The organism is Serratia bockelmannii, assembly GCF_008011855.1.
Lineage (GTDB): Bacteria > Pseudomonadota > Gammaproteobacteria > Enterobacterales > Enterobacteriaceae > Serratia > Serratia bockelmannii.
This window is the reverse complement of record NZ_VOUX01000033.1, coordinates 976,334-991,461: the sequence shown is the minus strand read 5'-3', so window position 1 is coordinate 991,461 and position 15,128 is coordinate 976,334. Positions and strand designations below refer to the sequence as shown.

General features: G+C 64.3%; 14 protein-coding genes. 10 read left to right on the top strand and 4 right to left on the bottom strand.

All coding sequences use genetic code 11. The features are described from left to right. The first annotated feature begins 54 nt into the window (after positions 1 to 54). Together FOT55_RS21210 and dhbA are read left to right on the top strand one after the other, a co-directional pair. Positions 55 to 1,245: an isochorismate synthase gene (locus FOT55_RS21210; RefSeq protein ID WP_147823989.1), complete on the top strand. Its 1,191-nt coding sequence runs from the start codon at positions 55 to 57 to the stop codon at positions 1,243 to 1,245. Between the two features lie 102 nt (positions 1,246 to 1,347). Continuing rightward, positions 1,348 to 2,106: a 2,3-dihydro-2,3-dihydroxybenzoate dehydrogenase gene (gene dhbA, locus FOT55_RS21205; protein WP_147823988.1), complete on the top strand. Its 759-nt coding sequence runs from the start codon at positions 1,348 to 1,350 to the stop codon at positions 2,104 to 2,106. Between the two features lies 1 nt (position 2,107). Here dhbA and rarD read toward each other — a convergent pair whose 3' ends face one another. After that, entirely contained in the window at positions 2,108 to 2,986 is an 879-nt protein-coding gene (rarD, locus tag FOT55_RS21200; protein WP_049295949.1) for an EamA family transporter RarD, read from the bottom strand. A 139-nt stretch (positions 2,987 to 3,125) separates the two neighbouring features. On the opposite strand from rarD, the gene alkB reads away from it, so the two are divergent. Next, positions 3,126 to 3,773, top strand: a complete 648-nt coding sequence (alkB, locus tag FOT55_RS21195; protein ID WP_147823987.1) for a DNA oxidative demethylase AlkB — start codon at positions 3,126 to 3,128, stop codon at positions 3,771 to 3,773. On the opposite strand, the gene FOT55_RS21190 is transcribed toward alkB, so the two are convergent. After that, complete coding sequence (locus FOT55_RS21190; RefSeq protein ID WP_147823986.1) at positions 3,756 to 4,691, bottom strand: LysR family transcriptional regulator; 936 nt, start codon at positions 4,689 to 4,691, stop codon at positions 3,756 to 3,758. The genes alkB and FOT55_RS21190 overlap by 18 nt on opposite strands. A gap of 85 nt (positions 4,692 to 4,776) precedes the next feature. Here FOT55_RS21190 and FOT55_RS21185 point away from each other — a divergent pair, with 85 nt between their 5' ends. Next, on the top strand, positions 4,777 to 5,406 hold the full coding sequence (locus FOT55_RS21185) for an alanyl-tRNA editing protein (protein WP_147824224.1): 630 nt from the start codon (positions 4,777 to 4,779) through the stop codon (positions 5,404 to 5,406). A gap of 15 nt (positions 5,407 to 5,421) precedes the next feature. On the opposite strand, the gene FOT55_RS21180 is transcribed toward FOT55_RS21185, so the two are convergent. Then, positions 5,422 to 5,664: a hypothetical protein gene (locus FOT55_RS21180; protein WP_025303447.1), complete on the bottom strand. Its 243-nt coding sequence runs from the start codon at positions 5,662 to 5,664 to the stop codon at positions 5,422 to 5,424. A 241-nt stretch (positions 5,665 to 5,905) separates the two neighbouring features. Here FOT55_RS21180 and FOT55_RS21175 point away from each other — a divergent pair, with 241 nt between their 5' ends. The 6 genes from FOT55_RS21175 to FOT55_RS21150 are packed head-to-tail and all read left to right on the top strand — an operon-like array spanning position 5,906 to position 13,110. Beyond that, on the top strand, positions 5,906 to 7,465 hold the full coding sequence (locus tag FOT55_RS21175) for a TIGR04028 family ABC transporter substrate-binding protein (protein WP_236689695.1): 1,560 nt from the start codon (positions 5,906 to 5,908) through the stop codon (positions 7,463 to 7,465). 9 nt (positions 7,466 to 7,474) lie between these two features. Further along, positions 7,475 to 8,419, top strand: a complete 945-nt coding sequence (locus FOT55_RS21170; protein ID WP_049203579.1) for an ABC transporter permease — start codon at positions 7,475 to 7,477, stop codon at positions 8,417 to 8,419. Next, the gene (locus FOT55_RS21165) at positions 8,416 to 9,306 is read left to right on the top strand and encodes an ABC transporter permease (protein ID WP_147823985.1); all 891 of its coding nucleotides are present in this window, start codon (positions 8,416 to 8,418) and stop codon (positions 9,304 to 9,306) included. Before FOT55_RS21170 ends, FOT55_RS21165 begins: the two co-directional genes overlap by 4 nt. After that, on the top strand, positions 9,303 to 10,961 hold the full coding sequence (locus FOT55_RS21160; protein ID WP_147823984.1) for a dipeptide ABC transporter ATP-binding protein: 1,659 nt from the start codon (positions 9,303 to 9,305) through the stop codon (positions 10,959 to 10,961). The genes FOT55_RS21165 and FOT55_RS21160 overlap by 4 nt, the downstream gene beginning before the upstream one ends. Beyond that, the gene (locus FOT55_RS21155) at positions 10,958 to 12,001 is read left to right on the top strand and encodes a putative FMN-dependent luciferase-like monooxygenase (protein ID WP_043143170.1); all 1,044 of its coding nucleotides are present in this window, start codon (positions 10,958 to 10,960) and stop codon (positions 11,999 to 12,001) included. Before FOT55_RS21160 ends, FOT55_RS21155 begins: the two co-directional genes overlap by 4 nt. Next, entirely contained in the window at positions 11,998 to 13,110 is a 1,113-nt protein-coding gene (locus FOT55_RS21150) for an alkylhydroperoxidase domain protein (RefSeq protein WP_049203570.1), read from the top strand. Before FOT55_RS21155 ends, FOT55_RS21150 begins: the two co-directional genes overlap by 4 nt. 84 nt (positions 13,111 to 13,194) lie before the next feature. Here the strand turns inward: FOT55_RS21150 and FOT55_RS21145 are convergent, their stop codons facing one another. Beyond that, positions 13,195 to 15,108: an aliphatic sulfonate ABC transporter substrate-binding protein gene (locus tag FOT55_RS21145; protein ID WP_147823983.1), complete on the bottom strand. Its 1,914-nt coding sequence runs from the start codon at positions 15,106 to 15,108 to the stop codon at positions 13,195 to 13,197. Positions 15,109 to 15,128 lie beyond the last annotated feature (20 nt).

Genomic DNA, 15,128 nt, shown 5'->3' with positions numbered 1-15,128 from the left:
ATAATTATTCGCATAAACATTATCATTGGTAAGGCGCAACAAAGGAGTGGTCTTGTGGCGACACTGACGACAGAAAACCAAACCTTCCCCGGGTTTGTGTACGCCGAACAATCGACCTTTTTGTACCGGTCCGAATTCCGGTCCCTCTCCGCCGACGGCGTGTTTGAGCGTATCGAAACGCCGGCGTTCGGCGGCGAGCAGGAAGGCAGCGCGCTGGCGCAGCATATTCGCCAGGCGCTGGCGCGCGCCAAAGCCGCCGGCCAAGAGACGCCGGTGGTGGTGGGCGCCATTCCGTTCGATACGCGCCGGCCTTCCTGCCTGTACGTGCCTGAAAACTGCCAGTTTGTCGCCAACGACAGCTTTACCCGCGCCGCGCGCCCGATGCTGCAACAGCCGCATCGCCTGGCCGCCTGCACCAGCATTCCGGACGAACCGCGCTTCAAGCACGCGGTGGCGGAAGCGGTCAGCCGTTTTAAACAAGGCAAGCTGGACAAGGCGGTGCTGTCGCGCATCCTCGACATCGAGCTGGAGCAGCCGGTGGCGGGCCACCAGATCCTCAATAACCTGATGGTGCAGAACCCGACCGGTTATCACTTTTCCCTGCCGCTGGCCGATGGCGGCGTGCTGATCGGCGCCAGCCCGGAGCTGCTGATCCGCAAGCAGGGCGGCGAGATCCACACCAACCCGCTGGCGGGCTCGGCGCGCCGTCAGGACGATCCGCAACAGGATCGCCTCGGCAGCGAGCGCCTGATGCGCTCGACCAAAGACAAATACGAACACAAGCTGGTGATCGACGACATCCGTCGGCACCTGGCGCCGCTGTGCGCCAGCCTGAGCGTGCCCAGCGGCCCGTCGCTGCTCAGTACCGGCACCATGTGGCATTTGTCCACCCGCATTTGCGGCGAGCTGCTGAACCCGAATCTCAACGTGATGCAGCTGGCCTGTCTGCTGCATCCGACGCCGGCGCTGTGCGGCTTCCCGACCGAGAGCGCCCGCCAACTGATCGCCGATCTGGAACCGCACGATCGCGGCCTGTTCAGCGGCATCGTCGGCTGGTGCGACGCCAACGGCGACGGCGAGTGGGCGATCGTCATCCGCAGCGGCCTGCTGCGCGGCAACCGGGTGCGGCTGTTCGCCGGCGCGGGTATCGTCGCCGCCTCGACGCCGCAGTCCGAGTGGCTGGAAACCGCCGCCAAACTGGGCACCATGCTCAACGCTTTCGGCCTGAACAGCGGCGCGCTGTAGGGCCACTTTGCGGCGCAGCGCGCGCCGCATCCTATCCTTTTCGCAGGAGACAACGATGAACAACAATATGACCCGGCTGTGCGCCCGGATGGCGGTGCGCGCATGAGCATTCAGATGGATTTCACCGGCAAACGCGTGTGGGTGACCGGCGCGGCGCGCGGCATCGGCGAGCAGATCACCCGGCATTTTTTGACGCAGGGCGCCGAGGTGGTGGGGTTTGACCGCGAGTTCGCCAACCCGGATTTGCCTTACCCTTGCGTGACGCTGGACATCAGCCGGCCGGAGCAGGTGGAGGCGGTGTGCCGCCAACAGCTGGCGGAGAACCCGCAACTGGACGTGTTGGTCAACGCCGCCGGCATTCTGCGCATGGGCAATACCGAAGATCTGAGCGTGGATGACTGGCATCAGTGCATCAACGTCAATGCCTCGGGGGCGTTTTACCTGTTCCGTGCCGTGCTGCCGCACTTCAAGGCGCAGCGCAGCGGGGCGATCGTCAGCATCGGCTCCAACGCCGCGCACGTACCGCGCGCGCAGATGGCGGCCTACTGCGCTTCCAAGGCGGCGCTGACCAGCCTGAACCACTGCGTGGGGCTGGAAATGGCGCCGTTCGGCGTGCGGTGCAATCTGGTGTCGCCGGGCTCGACCGACACGCCGATGCAGCGCGGCATGTGGCAAACCGACGATGCACAGCAACGCACCATCGCCGGCTTCCCCGAGATGTTCAAGCTGGGGATCCCGCTGGGTAAAATCGCTCGCCCGGACGAGATCGCCAACGCGGTGTTGTTCCTGGCCTCCGACCTGGCCAGCCACATCACCATGCAGGACATCGTGATCGACGGCGGCGCCACGCTGGCCGCCTGAGTCAGACCCGCTGGCGGCGCAGCAGGTGCTGCGCGCCTTCCGCCGCCAGCAGCAGCACCGCCAGCCAGATCGCCAGATAGGTTGGCCATTCGCTTTGGCTGATGCTCTCGCCGAGCAGCAGCGCGACGATCACCAGCAGCACCGGTTCCACATAGCTCAGCAGGCCGAACAGGCTGAACGGCAGCAGGCGGCTGGCGAGGATATAACACACCAATGCCACGGCGCTGATGACGCCGAGTAGCGGAATGCGCCAATACAGCTCGGCATTGATCGACAGCGCCGCCGCGCCGCCGTCGCCGAAGGCGAACCAGGCCGCCGCCGGCAGCATCAGCGCCAGCTCGCACCACAGCCCGCCGAGATTATCGGTGCCGAAACGCCGCCGCAAAATAAAGTAGAGCGGATAGCCCAGCGCCACCACCAGCGTCGGCCATGATACGCCGCCCGCCTGATACAGCTCATTGCCCACCCCCACCATGGCGCACGCCACCGCCAGCTTTTGCAGCAGCGACAGCCGATCGCGGTAGATCAAACGGCCCGCCAGCACCATGGTCAGCGGCAGCAGAAAATAGCCGAGCGATACGTCGAGCGCCTTGCCGTGCAGCGGCGCCCACAGGAACAGCCACAGCTGCACCCCCAGCAGCGCCGAGGTGAGCAGCAGCCCCAGCAGGCGTTGCGGCCGTTGGCCGATCCCGACCAGCGTGTCGCTCACCCTGCGCCAATCGCCGGACAGCGCCATGAACAGCGTCAGGAACGGCAGCGTCAGCAGCGTGCGCCAGCCGTAGACCTGTTCGCCGTTCAGCGGGGTGAGGGTAGAGGTGAAGTAATACATCGCGCCGAACAAGATGGAGGCGACGACCGAAAGAGTGATGCCCTTAATCACACGCATTCCTGGTGAGTGATTGATTTTATGGCGGCTACTGTAGAGAAATTTGCCGCCAACGACAATGGCGTTGCCGGGCGCTGGACAATCGGCGGCGGCGGGTTACAATGACTACTGTGTATTCATACAGGATATGGCGATGACAATCGATCTTTTTGAAGACGCGCTGCCGCCGCCGTGGCGCGAAGAGATCGCCCCCGGCGCGGTGGTGATGCACGGTTTTGTGCGCGATCACGGGCCGGAACTGCTGGCGGCGGTGCAGGGCGTGGTGGCCCAGGTGCCGTGGCAGCACTTGACCACGCCCGGCGGGCACGTGATGTCGGTGGCGATGAGCTGGTGCGGCAACGGCTGGACCAGCGACAGCCGCGGCTACCGCTATTCGGAACGCGACGCGCGCAGCGGCAAACGCTGGCCGGCTATTCCGCCCATCCTGATGGCGCTGGCGGACGAAGCCGCGCAGCTGGCGGGCTTTGGCCCCTTCGTACCGGACTCTTGCCTGATGAACCGTTACGATCCGGGCAGCAAGCTGTCGCTGCATCAGGATAAAGACGAACACGACTTCGGTGCGCCGATCGTCTCGGTGTCGCTCGGGCTGCCGGCGGTGTTTCAGTTCGGCGGCCTGCAACGCAGCGACCGGGCGCAGCGCATCCCATTGGCGCACGGCGACGTGGTGGTGTGGGGCGGCCCATCGCGGCTCTGTTTTCACGGCATTCTGCCGGTCAAGGAAGGCTACCACTCGCTGGTGGGGCCGCACCGCATCAACATCACGCTACGCAAGGCGCTTTAACTGCGGCTCCTGCGCCAGGCAGGCGACGAGATAGTCGATAAACACCCGCAGTTTGGGCGGCAGATACTGGTTGGGCGCGTAAAGCAACCACAGGCCGCCGTGATAGCTGCTGAGGAAATCCCATTCCGGCAATACCTGCACGATCTCGCCGCCGTCAAGCGCCTGGCGGGCGGTAAAATACGGCAGGCTGCCGATGCCGATATGCCGTTTCACCGCGTCCAGCCGCACGCCGGTGTGGTTGGCGGCGTAGCGGCCGCGCACGTTGACCGTCACGGTTTTGCCGCTGCGGCGGAACTTCCATTGCGCATCGCTCGGCGTCTCTCCCAGATAGATGCAGCTGTGCGCCGCCAGATCGTGCGGGTGCTGCGGCGTGCCGTGCTGCGCCAGGTAGTGCGGCGTGGCGCACAGCAGATGGTCTATTCTCATCAACTGGCGGCCGATCAACCCGGGCGACGGGCGATCGGTAATGCGCAGCGCCAGATCCACCCGATCGTCGATCAAATCCATGTAGCGATCTTCCAGCCGCAGCCTCACGTCCACCTTTGGGTAGCGGCGCAGGAACTCCGGCATGTGCGGATGCAGCACAAAGCGGCCCACCGCTTTGGGTACGCTGACGCTGACCAGCCCTTCGGGCTCCACGGCGCCGCGCCCGCCGATCGCCATGACCGCGTCGGCCGCCGCTAGCAGGGTGCGGCAGTGCGCAAACGCCTCTTCGCCGCTTTCGCTCAGCCGCAGTTTGCGGGTGGTGCGGTGCAGCAGCTGCAGCGCCAGCGCCTGCTCGAGCTTCGCCACGCTGCGGCTGACGGCGGAAGGCGAAGTGCCCAGCTTGCGGGCGGCGGCAGAAAAACTGCCGCTCTCTACCACCTGAACGAAAATGGCCATTTCGGGCAACAGCGCGTAAGAAAGATTTGTGCTCATGACGCAAAGGTCCATTGTGATGGCGGCGGATTATGCTCCGATTATGACATGAATATAATGGCTCTTCGAACCGAGGAGAAAAATGATGACCGAACGACGTTATTACTACAGCGACGATTTACAGGGCCAGGCACAGGTGTTGAGCTGCGCGCCGGCCGAGGCGGGCGCTTACGCCGTGGAGCTGGACGCCACGCTGTTCCACCCGCAGGGCGGCGGCCAGCCGTCCGATGTGGGAGCGTTAGACGGCGTCGCCGTGCTGCGAGTGCAACAGCAGGGGGATTCCGTGGTGCACTTTACCGCCGCGCCGCTGCCGATCGGGCCGGTCACGATGCAAATCGATGAAGCGCAGCGTCGGCTGCACGCCCGTTGGCACTCCGGCGGGCATCTGATCGGCTGGCTGGGGGAAACCCGGGGGTGGCGGCCGGTCAAGGCGCATCATTGGCCGGGGGAAGGGCGCATCACTTTCGCGCCGGGACCGGATGCACAGACGATAGAAGCGGACTTTTTGCAGGCGGAGCTGGCGCGCTTGATTGCTGCCGATTTACCGCGCCGCCAACAGGCGGTGGCCGGTTTGCGCCAGATCGGTTTCGGCGAGCTGCCCGCCTACGGCTGTGGCGGCACCCATGTCGCCGCGCTGGGCGAGGTGGGCGCGATCGCGATCACCGGCATAAAGATGAAGAAAGGGCAGTTGAATGTGCAGTATGAGCTGGGTTGAATAAGGGAGAGCGGCTCAACGCCCGGCCTGCCGCAGCTGGGTGCAGAATGCGCATTGACATCCCGCTACCGGCACTGCCGCGCAGCTGCCGATGTTCACCGGCTGGGCGTCCATGGCGTGAAAGCCGTAAAACAGATTTTCGATGTTTTGTTCCGCCGCGCGCGCCTGTTCCGGGCGCGGTTCGGGCACTTTTGACTGAAACGCCGCGGCCTTGCCGGCCAACAGGCTGAGAAACAGCAGCGACAGCTGGATTTTCATCGTCGTCTTCCTTTGGCTGAGATTTTGATACTTTATAACAAAATGCATTCGTCGCCAAGCGACGCGTCTTGTGCGATTTACACCATTGGTTAGCGAAATTAGTTCGTTCAATTCCCCACCGATTTGGTTTGTTATCTAACCCATAACTTTCAGAAATAATATGGGTGCGGCGCGAATGTTTAAGTTTTCTTTCAAGGTATTAACCGGTGGAATAGCGGTGGCGTTAGGAGGGGCGGCGGCGATGAGCCCGGCGTTGGCGGCGGTGCAGGGCGGCACGCTGATCTACCTCGAACAGCAGGCGCACACCAATCTTTATCCGCCTTCCGGTGGGTTTTACCCCAACGGCGGTATTCTCAATCAGATCACCGATAAGCTGACTTACCAGAACCCCAAGACGCTGGAAATTGAACCCTGGATCGCCGAGTCCTGGAGCAGCAACGCCGACAAAACCGAATATACCTTCAAGCTGCGCCCCGGCGTGACTTTCTCCGACGGCACGCCACTGGACGCCAACGCAGTGGCGAAGAACTTCGACACTTACGGGCTGGGCAACAAGGAGAAACGCCTGCCGGTTTCCGAGGTAATCAATAACTACCAGCGCAGCGAAGTGGTGGATCCGCTGACGGTTAAATTCTACTTCACGCGGTCGTCGCCGGGTTTCCTGCAGGGCACCGCCACTATTGGCTCCGGGCTGGTATCGCTCGGCACGTTGAACCGCAGCTACGACGAACTGGGCGATGCGCGCCATATCATCGGTTCCGGTCCGTTTGTGGTCAGCGGCGAAACGCTGGGGCGTGAGGTCGAGCTCAGCGCCCGCAAGGATTATGACTGGGGGCCGGCCAAATCGCCCCAACAAGGGCGAGCCAATCTGGACGGCATCAAGGTGATCGTCACCGGTGAGGACAGCGTGCGCATCGGTGCGCTGCAGGCCGGGCAGGCGGATTTTATCCGCCAGATCCAGGCCTATGACGAGAAGCAAACGCAGGATCAGGGCTTTATCATTTATGCCGCACCGACGCGCGGCGTCAACGACAGCATCGCTTTCCGGCCGGATAACCCGCTGGTGGCCGATCTGCGCGTGCGTCAGGCGCTGCTGCATGCCACCGACAGCAAACAGATCGTCGATACGCTGTTCTCCGCCAACTACCCGCAGGCCAAATCGGTGATCGCCTCCTCGGCCGCCGGCTTTGTCGATCTGTCCGACAAGCTGAAATTTGACCCGCAGCAGGCTAACCGGCTGTTGGATGAAGCGGGTTGGAAAAAGGGCGGCGACGGGCTGCGGGAAAAGGACGGCAAGAAGCTGGTGCTGACGGTGTATGAATCGTTGCCGCAGCCGCAGAACAAGGCGGTGTTGCAGCTGGTTTCTCAGCAGTGGGGGAAGGTCGGCGCGCGGCTGAACATTCTGGCGGGCGACGCCGGCAGCCGGGTGGCGGATAATCTCGACCCACAGAAAACCCCGGCGACGGTGGTGGAGGTGGGGCGCGCCGATCCGGACGTGATCAAAAGTCAGTTTTATCCAACCAATCGCGATGGGCTGCTGCAGAAGGGCGGTACCAGCAGCAACAGCAATTTTAGCGATGACAAGCTGAACGCCCTGCTGCTCGGCATTGCCTCCGAGGTTGACGTGCAAAAGCGCCTGCAGACAGCCGGCGAGGCGCAAAACTACCTGATTGACCAGGCCTACGTGATCCCGTTTTTTGAGGAGCCGCAGGTGTTCGCCGGCGCGCCTTATTTGAAGGGGGTGAGCTTCGAAGCGGTCGGCCGCCCGAGCTTCTACGGCGCCTGGTTAGAGAAACATTAAGGGGGCGCAATGAAGCGATATCTGGCGGGGCGCATCGGGCAGGCGGCATTGGTGCTGTGGGCGGCCTTTACCCTGTCGTTCCTCCTGCTGCAGGTGCTGCCGGGCGATGCGATCCTGATCAAATTCCAGAACCCGGACATGGGGCTGAGCCCGGCGCAGATCGCCGACATGCGCGCGGCCTATGGCGCGGATGTCCCCTTGTGGCGGCAGTATCTGCATTCCCTGGGCAGCGTGCTGCATGGCGATTTGGGCTTCTCAATGCAGGCCGGGGTGCCGGTTACCGCGCTGCTGGCGGCTAATCTGCCCGCCACGCTGCAGTTGGCGGTACTGGGCTTTGCGGTGGCGTTGCTGCTGGCGCTGATTATCGCTTTTGCTTCCAACCTGACCGGCTTCGGCTGGCTGCGTTCGGCGCTGCAGATGCTGCCGTCGCTGTTCGTTTCAGTGCCCACCTTCTGGCTGGGCATTGTGCTGATTCAGCTTTTTTCGTTCCGCCTGAAGCTGATCCCGATCATTAACCCCGGCGAGTGGCAGGGGTTGATTTTGCCGATCGCGACGCTGGCGCTGCCGATCTCTGCGCCGTTGGCGCAAATTCTGATCCGCAGCATCGATGCGGTGCAAACCCAGCCGTTCGTCGTGGTAGCGCGGGCCAAGGGCGCCAGCCGCAGCGGGGTGCTATGGCGGCATGTGGCGCGCAACGCCATGCTGCCGGCGCTGACCATCGCCGGCATGCTGTTCGGCGAACTGATCGCCGGGGCGCTGATCACCGAAACCGTGTTTGGCCGCAGCGGCCTGGGGCAATTGACCCAGCAAGCGGTGGTCAACCAGGACGTGGCGGTGCTGCAGGCGATAGTGCTGATCTCGGCCACCGCTTTCGTCATCATCAATTTGCTGGTGGATCTGCTGTTCCCACTGCTGGATCCGCGGCTGAAAACCCAGGCAGGAGCATCCCTATGAGCAGTATCTCCTTTGAAAAAGCCACGGTTCCTGAGCGCGATCTGTCCGGCGCTGAAAGTGAAGGCGCGCTGCCCGCCAGTCGCCCCAGCCGCCGCCGTGTCCCCCTGACGCTTTTGCTGGCCTGGGCGGTCATTGCGCTGGTGGTGCTGTGGGCGTTGGCGCCGCAGCTGTTTACCGCCTACAGCGGCACCGAAGGCATTGCCGGCGCGCAGCGGCTGGCGCCCGGCGGTGACCATTGGCTTGGCACCGATCAGCTGGGACGCGACCTGTATGCGCGCATGGTGTACGGCGCTGCGCAAACCTTGGCCGGCGCGGTAGTGGCGGTGGCGCTGGGGTTGGTGTTCGGCACCGCGCTCGGCCTGATCGCCGGTGCGTTGGGCGGCGTGGCGGACGACGCGGTGATGCGCGTCGTCGATGTGCTGTTGTCGATCCCCGGCCTGCTGCTGTCGCTGAGCATTATCATCCTGCTTGGTTTCGGTACGGTCAACGCCGCCATCGCGGTGGGTGTCACTTCAGTTGCCAACTTTGCCCGTCTGGCACGGGCGGAAGTGGTGCGAGTGCGGCACAGCGATTACGTTGAAGCGGCCTACGGCAGCGGCGGTAGCTTTTGGACGGTGCTGTGGCGGCATATCCTGCCGAACTCGCTGACTTCGGTGATCGCCTTCTCGGCGCTGCAGTTCGGCAGCGCGATCCTGGCGATAGCCACCCTGAGTTTCCTCGGTTACGGCACTCCGCCGCCAACCCCGGAATGGGGGCTGCTGATCGCCGAAGGGCGCAACTACATTTCCACCGCCTGGTGGCTGACCACCTTCCCGGGCATTGTGGTAGTGGCGGTAGTGTTGGCGGCTAACCACATCAGCCGTTCGCTGGGAGGAAAAGTGCGATGAGCATGCAAGCGGCATGGCAACGGGCGGCGCGGCCGCCGGTACTGGCGCTGGACAAGGTTTCCATCGCCTATGAGGGCAACGAAGGCAGGCGAAGGGTGGTGCATGAGGTGTCGTTCACGATTGAGCCGGGCGAGGTGGTGGCGCTGGTTGGCGAATCCGGTTCCGGCAAAACCACCACGGCGCAGGCGATCATCGGCTTGCTGGCCGACAACGGCCACCTTGAACAGGGCACCATCCGGCTGCACGGTACCGATATCGCCGGCTGGTCATCGCGGCGGCTGGATGCGGTGAGAGGGGCGCAAATCAGCCTGATCCCGCAAGATCCCGCCAGCTCGCTCAACCCGGTAAAAACCATCGGCGAGCAGGTGGCGGAGATCGTCAATATTCACCGCCGGTTGCCGCGCGCGCAGGTACAACAGCGGGTGACGGAACTGTTGACTCGCGTCGGGCTGACGCACCCGGAACTGCGGGCGCGCCAGTTTCCGCATCAACTTTCCGGCGGCATGAAGCAGCGGGTATTGATCGCCATCGCTATTGCGCTGCAGCCGGCGTTGATCATTGCCGACGAACCGAGCAGCGCGCTGGACGTGACGGTGCAAAAACGCATTCTCGATCTGATCGACGAGCTGCGGCGCGAATCTGGCACTGCAGTGTTGCTGGTGACGCACGATTTGGGCGTGGCGGCGGAACGCGCCGATCGACTGCTGGTGTTCCGCCACGGCCGGGTGCAGGAACAGGGGGCTACCGCCGAGGTGCTGCGCGCGCCTGCCAGCGCATACACCCGCAAACTGTTTGCCGATGTGCCTTCATTGAGCGGCGCCGTTGCGCCGCCGCCGAAACGCAGCGGGCAGCCGCCGGCGATCGTGGTTCAGGCGCTGGTGAAGGATTTTCGGCTGTCCGGCGGCCAGGGGTTCCGCGCGCTGGATAGTGTGTCGTTTAGCGTGCCGCGCGGCACCACCCATGCGTTGGTAGGAGAGTCCGGGTCGGGCAAAAGCACGCTGGCGCGTTGCCTGCTGGGCTTCGAGCGGCCGGATGCCGGGCAGATCCTGATCGACGGCGTCAACGTTATCGGTCTCAGGGGCGAAGCGCTGCGTCAGTTTCGGCAGCGCATTCAGCTGGTTTATCAGAATCCGTTCAGCTCGCTCGATCCCAAACAGACTCTCTATCGGGTGATTGAAGAACCGCTGCTGAATTTCGCGCCGATCGGCAAACCGGAGCGCGATCGGCGGGTGCGTGAGCTGTTCGAACGGGTTGCGCTGCCGCCCGATTTGCTGAACCGCAGGCCGCACGAGTTGTCCGGCGGCCAGCGTCAGCGGGTGGCGATTGCCCGCGCGCTGGTGCTGCAACCGCGAATATTGGTATTGGATGAGGCCACGTCGGCGCTCGACGTCACGGTGCAGGCGCAGATCTTGCATTTGTTGCAAGAGTTGCAGCAGGAGCGGGACCTGACCTACCTGTTTATTTCTCACGATCTGGCGACGGTGCGGCGGATTTCGCACAGCGTTTCGGTATTGCACCGCGGTGAACGGGTGGACGGCGGCGCCACCGCCGAGCTGTTCGCCATGCAGGGGAGCGATTACACCCGTCAATTGATCGCCGCCATTCCCGGCCGCGCATCGCATGCCGGACAGCCAAAATTCGAGGAGGCGATATGAGCGGAAAAAGACTCGGTTTCTTCACCCGATTGCTGGATCAGGGCAGCGCGCAGGAGCGCTACCGGCTGGCGATCGAACAGATCGTGCACGCCGAACGAGCCGGGTTCGACACCGCTTGGGTGGCGCAGCACCACTTTCATGCTGATGAGGGCGGTCTGCCATCACCGCTGGTGTTTTTGGCGCAGGCGGCGGCACGCACCCGCCGTATCCGGCTGGGCACCGGGGTGATCACGTTGCCGATGGAGTCGGCGCTGCGGGTGGCGGAAGACACTGCGGTGCTGGATCTGTTGTCCGACGGCAGACTGGAGGTGGGCGTGGCCGGCGGCGGCACGCCGTCTTCTTTCGCCGCTTTCGGTCTCGACGCCGGTCAGCGCAACACGGCATTCGCCGAGAATTTGCGCACGTTGCTGAGCGCCTGGCGCGCAGAGGCGTTGGGCGGCGAAGACAACCGGCTGTACCCGGCGGCGCCGCAGCTGGCGCAACGTGTCTGGCAGGCCACGTTCTCGGTGGAAGGGGGGGAACGGGCCGGCCGCGCCGGTGACGGCCTGATGCTGTCGCGCACGCAGCCGCGCCCCGCGGACGCGCCTGACCTGCCGCTGGACGAACTGCAGAATCCGATCATTGACGCTTATCTGGCGGCGCTGCCGCCAGGGGTGGCACCGCGCATCATGGGGTCGCGCACCGCGTTTGTCAGCGAGAACGGCCAGCAGGCGCGCGACTTCGCCACGGCCGGGTTGAGCCGTGGGCTGGAGCGTATGCGCGCCAGCGGCCACCGGTTGGCCGATACGTCGCTCGACGGCCTGATCCGCGCTTTCGACGTGCACTTGGGCACGCCAGATCAGGTGATAGCCTCGCTGCAACGGGACAGCGCGCTGGCGCGCGTCACCGATCTGGCGTTTCAGGTGCACTCTATCGATCCACCGCACGCCCATATTCTGCGTTCTATCGATCTTATCGCCCGCCACGTGGCCCCTGAACTGGGCTGGCGGCGCGGCACGCCTGCCGCTGCTTATGAATATCACGTTGAGGAAAAGCTATGACGACATTATCGCACCAGGTCGATCTGCTGGCCGAACTGGCCGAGATTGCGCCGGATTCCACGCTGGCGCAGGCCAGAGCCACCCGTCAGGCGGCGACCGATGCCGTTCAGTCCAGCTATCTGGCGCTGTTTGCGCCTGCGGACGCCGGCGATTTTCCGCTGGCGCAGCGGCTGCGCTTGGCTCAGCGCATCAGTGAATGGCACGGCGAGCCGCGCTTGGCCGCGCACTACGCTGCTCTGCTGGAACGTCAGGGCGACGCGCCGGAAGACGAGCGGCTGCCGCTGGCGTTGGCGCATGCAGAACGGTTGGCGTTTCAACCGGCCAACGCCAACGCCCAGCACTTGCAGGCGCTGCGGCAGGCCGGCTGGTCGCTGGACGCCATCGTCACATTGTCGCAGTTAATCGCCTTTGTCAGTTTCCAAAGCCGCTTGCTGCGGGGCTACCGGCTGTTGGGCGGCAAGACGGACGACGCTGCGGCGCATCAGCCGGTAACGGCCGGCCGCTGGCGTACGGAGCGCACGACGCGAGGCGGCCGTCACGCGCCGCCGGCGTTTACCCGGCAAGAACTGGGGTGGGAGCCGTGGATCGCCGCCAAACCGTTGGCGGAATTCGATGACGCCGGCCGGGCGTTGCTAGAGCGGTTTGGCCACGCCGATTCCGATTACTTCCGCCTGTTGGCGCGCAACCATCCGGTGCTGGAACAACGCACGCTGGCGGACCGGGCGATTTTTTATACCTCCGGCGGGTTGGCGCGGCAGGATCGCGAGCTGGCGGCAACGGTCGCCAGCAAGGTGAACGGCTGCATCTACTGTGCCTCGGTGCATGCGCGCAAGGCGGCGCAGCTGTCGAAGCGCGAAGCCGAGATAGATCGGTTGCTGGCGGTGGCGCCGGGCGGCGCGTTGAGCCAGGGGCAGGATGACGCCTGGCAAGCGCAGATAACCTTTGCCGCCGCACTATCCGCAACGCCGCCGCAGGCCGACGCCGGGCAGCTGGCGGCGTTGCGCGCTCAGGGCCTGGATGAGCTGGCGCTGTTGGATTTGGTGCAGGCGACGGCGTTTTTTGCCTGGGCCAACCGGTTGATGTTGACGCTGGGCGAACCTTATCTCTGATCCCTGCCATCTTTCAGGTGGCGGCATTGTCGGCTGCAACCTGGAATCCACCGGACATCTGGCGTTGGCGCTTTCGGCAGGGGATCACATCGGCCAAACCGCCTCGCGCACGGCGATCGCTCTGGGCAGCAGCCCGAGGGCGTAGAAGCGGTCGGCGATGCTTTGCTGCTGGCGGATCACCTGTAAATCCATGGCGCGAACCTCGTGGCTGCGGCGCGACAGCGCGAGTTCCAGTGAGGCGCTCGCCAGCCCCAGTTCGTTGGAAAGGTGACGAGCGGCTTCTCTCGGCTGCGCGGCGATGTAGCGGCCGGTGTGCTGCAGCGCCTGCATCAGCGGCCGCAACAGATCGTCCGAACGCTCGGCGAAGCCGCGGCGCGCCAGGTAGAATTGCTGATTGAGCACCCGCTGGGTGCCGTCGGCGATCACGCGCAGTTCCCCGTTGCGCTGCGCGTCGCTGAGCAGCGGATCCCACATCATCCAGGCGTCTACCGCCTGCAGGTCGGTCGCCGACAGCGGATACTTCGGCGGCGCGTAGACGATACGCACGTCGTTCAACGTCAATCCCTGTTCGTCCAGCATCTGCAACAATAAATAGTGCACGTTGGAGCCTTTGTTGAGCGCGATGCGTTTGCCGCGCAGATCGGCGGCGCTGCGTATTGGGCTGTCTTGCGGCACCACCATCGCCACGCTCTGCGGCGCAGGCGGCTCAAAACCGACGTACACCAGCGCATTGCCCTGTGCCTGGGCGAAGATCGGCGGCACTTCGCCGGTGGTGCCGAAGTCTATCTCATCGCCGTCGAGCGCGTGCAGCAGCTGCGGCCCGGCGGGAAACTCGCTCCACAACACGCTGATGCGCTGTGTGGCGAAGAGCTGTTCCAGGCTTTGCCGCGCCTTGAGCACCCCGAGGTTGCCGAACTTTTGATAGCCGATGCGCAGTTCGCGTTCGGGCAGAGACGCTGCGGCGATGGCCGGTGAATGTGCGGGTGCGCCGGCGCTGCGACGGCGCGGTTTGATCAGACCAAGATGTGCCAAATGGGTGCGCAGGGTATTGCGGCTGACGCCAAGCAACGACGCCGCTTGCAGCTGGTTGCCGCCGCTGCTTTCGAAGGCGTTGCGCACCAGCGCATCCAGCACCCGTTGGTAAAGCTGTGCGCTGTCGCCTTGCAACTGCCGCTGCACAAAGCGGTCGATGGCGTCGTCACTGCTGCCGTCGTTATCCGTCAGGCGATGGGTGAGCTGCAGTTGCTGCGGTGCGATCGCCCCCTCCTGGCTCAGCAAGACCACATTATGTAGCGTGTTCTCAAGCTCGCGCACGTTGCCAGGCCAAGGGTAGTCCAGCAGCGCCTGCTGCGCTTCCGCCGTCAACCGCGGCAGTGGCCGTTCCAGACGGCGGGCGTACAGCGCAAGAAAATGTCTGGCCAGCACCGGAATATCCTCCGGCCGCTGGCGCAAGGGCGGTAAAGTCACCGCCGCCACGTTCAGGCGGTAATAGAGATCTTCACGGAACCGCCGTTGGCGAATCGCGCCGGCCAGATCGACGTGGGTGGCGGCGATGACCCGCACATCGATCTTCAGCGGTTTGCGCGAACCGACGCGGGTGATCTCCCGTTCCTGCAGCACGCGCAGCAGCTTGACCTGCAGCGACAGGTTCAACTCGCCGATCTCGTCCAGCAGCAGGGTGCCGCCTTCCGCCGCTTCGAACCAGCCCTGATGAGTGCCGACGGCGCCGGTGAAGGCGCCTTTCTCATGGCCGAACAGTTCGGCTTCCGCCAGGCTTTCCGTCAGCGCGCCGCAGTTGACCGCCAGGAAAGGTTGATGGCGGCGCGCGCTGTGGTGGTGCAGATAGCGCGCCACCACTTCTTTGCCGGTGCCGGTTTCACCGACGATCAGCACGGTGGCGTCGGTGGGAGCCAGCCGATCGAGCACGCTTTGCAGAGCGAGCGACGCCGGATCGATCAGCACCGGCTTGTCGGCGGCGAACGGTTGGGGATCGTACATGGGCGTCTCCTGTCTACGAC

What these genes read in the sequence shown, in the direction of transcription:
- FOT55_RS21175 (WP_236689695.1), top strand. Translation starts at nt 5,906, where the DNA reads ATGAGCCCGGCGTTGGCGGCGGTGCAGGGCGGCACGCTGATCTACCTC.
- FOT55_RS21180 (WP_025303447.1), bottom strand. Translation starts at nt 5,664, where the DNA reads ATGAAAATCCAGCTGTCGCTGCTGTTTCTCAGCCTGTTGGCCGGCAAG.
- FOT55_RS21160 (WP_147823984.1), top strand. Translation starts at nt 9,303, where the DNA reads ATGAGCATGCAAGCGGCATGGCAACGGGCGGCGCGGCCGCCGGTACTG.
- dhbA (WP_147823988.1), top strand. Translation starts at nt 1,348, where the DNA reads ATGAGCATTCAGATGGATTTCACCGGCAAACGCGTGTGGGTGACCGGC.
- FOT55_RS21190 (WP_147823986.1), bottom strand. Translation starts at nt 4,691, where the DNA reads ATGAGCACAAATCTTTCTTACGCGCTGTTGCCCGAAATGGCCATTTTC.
- FOT55_RS21185 (WP_147824224.1), top strand. Translation starts at nt 4,777, where the DNA reads ATGACCGAACGACGTTATTACTACAGCGACGATTTACAGGGCCAGGCA.
- FOT55_RS21155 (WP_043143170.1), top strand. Translation starts at nt 10,958, where the DNA reads ATGAGCGGAAAAAGACTCGGTTTCTTCACCCGATTGCTGGATCAGGGC.
- FOT55_RS21170 (WP_049203579.1), top strand. Translation starts at nt 7,475, where the DNA reads ATGAAGCGATATCTGGCGGGGCGCATCGGGCAGGCGGCATTGGTGCTG.
- alkB (WP_147823987.1), top strand. Translation starts at nt 3,126, where the DNA reads ATGACAATCGATCTTTTTGAAGACGCGCTGCCGCCGCCGTGGCGCGAA.
- FOT55_RS21150 (WP_049203570.1), top strand. Translation starts at nt 11,998, where the DNA reads ATGACGACATTATCGCACCAGGTCGATCTGCTGGCCGAACTGGCCGAG.
- FOT55_RS21165 (WP_147823985.1), top strand. Translation starts at nt 8,416, where the DNA reads ATGAGCAGTATCTCCTTTGAAAAAGCCACGGTTCCTGAGCGCGATCTG.
- FOT55_RS21145 (WP_147823983.1), bottom strand. Translation starts at nt 15,108, where the DNA reads ATGTACGATCCCCAACCGTTCGCCGCCGACAAGCCGGTGCTGATCGAT.